This is a genomic window from Hymenobacter agri (genome assembly GCF_054778495.1).
In genome coordinates this window covers 1-1736 of sequence record NZ_BAAGZM010000760.1, presented here as the reverse complement: position 1 = coordinate 1736, position 1736 = coordinate 1, and the positions used below count along the sequence as shown (strand labels likewise).

The following is a 1736-nucleotide window of genomic DNA, read 5'->3' as shown; positions in this document are numbered from 1 at the left end:
GTGCCGCTCACGCTGCGCTACTTCGTGAAAGGGCGCCTCACCTGGCGGCCCCACCTGGACATTCGGGCCAACGCCACGGGCCGCACCCTCGACTTCGTGACCACCGGCCAGCTCCGCAACCGCACCCGGATGAACTGGTCGCGAGTGCGCGTGGTGCTGCTGCGCTACCCCCTCGATGAGGAAGTGTCGCGCCCCGTGCTCACGCCCTGGGAGCTGGATTTCCGCGAGAACAACAACAGCACCGAGGGCGAGGGCCGCATCGATGCCTTCGTGGTGCGCGGCACTGCCAAGGGCCAGCCCGCCGACCAACTGCAGAGCAGCCGCTACGAGGTGCCCGAGCTCATCAGCCTGCCCGCCGCGGGCATGCGCGAGCTGGTGCTACCCGCCGTGCAACTGCCCGGCCAGCCCGAGTACCTGGCTGTACCGCGCGTGTCGGAGCACGCCATTCTGCAAACCAAGGTGTCGGGCTGGCAGGGCCTGCAGCTGGCCGACCGCGCCGCCGTGTACCGCCAGGGCATGTACGTGGGCGAAACCGAGCTCGACACCAAGGCCTACAACGACTCGCTGGCTGTGGCCCTCGGCCACGACGACCAGCTGGTGGTGGGCCGGGCCAAGCTCGAAGACAAAAGCAGCGATGTGGCCCTAAGCGACAAGCGCCGCACGCGCCTCACCTACGAGCTGAATGTGCGCAACCGCCATCCCGAAACCATCCGTCTGCGTCTGCTCGATGAGATTCCGATTTCGGAGGAAGCCAAAATCAGCGTCAAGCTGCTCAAGTCCAGCGGGGCGCAGCTGGATGCCCGCACCGGCATGCTCACCTGGCTGCTCACGGTGCCGGCCGGCGCCAGCCAGAAGGTGCAGTTCAGCTTCGAAGTCGAATACCCCAAAGACAAAGGCGTGGACCTCATCAACCGCGTGCAGATATCGAAAAATCCGAAGTTTCGGTAGGCTAACGTGGCTTTTTGCGCGGTTTTGCGTTGCGGACCGGCGCAGCTTCCTCACGCACGGCATTTATTTCATCGTACATCTGCTGCATCGCCGCGTCGCGGCTGATGGTGACGGTGTAGCAGTGCAGGTCGCGGCCTTCGCGGTCTACTTCCCCGTCGATGCTGACCGTGTACTGCAGGTTGGTGCAGTACGTATTGTAGGGCGAAACCGGGGCGGTTAGCTCGTTCGGGTCGCTGGGTGGGGCCGGGTGGCTGTTAAGTCCCTTAAAGCCGGCGGCCCGCAGTTGCTGGCGCAGCTGCACCACGCACGCAGTGCTGTGGACGCGGTAGATAAGGTTTTCCAGCAGCCGGTCGTGCGAATCGGCCTGGAAGACGAGGAAGGCATCGGTGCGCCGCGAGTAGCGTTTGTACGACCCCGGGTTGCCATCAATGTCGGGGTCATTTTCCCGCCACCGTACCCGCGCGAAGCCGCTGGCCCGCAGGATGTTGCCCGCCTCGCCGGGCGAGTCGTCATCGCCCTGAAAGTTGTTCGGGGTTTTCTCGGCCAGCACCAGCAGCTGGCGCAGCGTGAGATACTGGGCCTGCGCCCGACTGCCAGCCAGCAGCAACAAGGCAATGAGCAGCATTTTCATAACCGTTTCAGCACCGAAAATCAGCCCAATGCCTCGGCCAGCGCCTCTTTCACGCGGCGCAGGTCGCCGTCGGTCATGGCCGAGCCGCTGGGCAGGCACAGGCCACGGGCAAACAGGTCGGCGCACACGTCGCCGCCGTACATGGGCGCGGCGGCGA

At 65.1% G+C, this 1736-nt stretch carries 2 protein-coding genes; one reads left to right on the top strand and one right to left on the bottom strand.

The window, feature by feature from the left end:
• On the top strand, positions 1-948 hold a 948-nt coding region (locus ACYVDE_RS21840), incomplete at its 5' end, for a DUF4139 domain-containing protein (RefSeq protein WP_460503652.1).
• 1 nt (position 949) lies between these two features.
• Here the strand turns inward: ACYVDE_RS21840 and ACYVDE_RS21835 are convergent.
• On the bottom strand, positions 950-1579 hold the full coding sequence (locus tag ACYVDE_RS21835) for a hypothetical protein (RefSeq protein ID WP_460503651.1): 630 nt from the start codon (positions 1577-1579) through the stop codon (positions 950-952).
• Between the last annotated feature and the right edge of the window lie 157 nt (positions 1580-1736).

Bases quoted from the DNA above. Each gene is read 5' to 3' on its own strand.
- ACYVDE_RS21835 (WP_460503651.1), bottom strand. From the start codon at position 1,579: ATGAAAATGCTGCTCATTGCCTTGTTGCTGCTGGCTGGCAGTCGGGCG.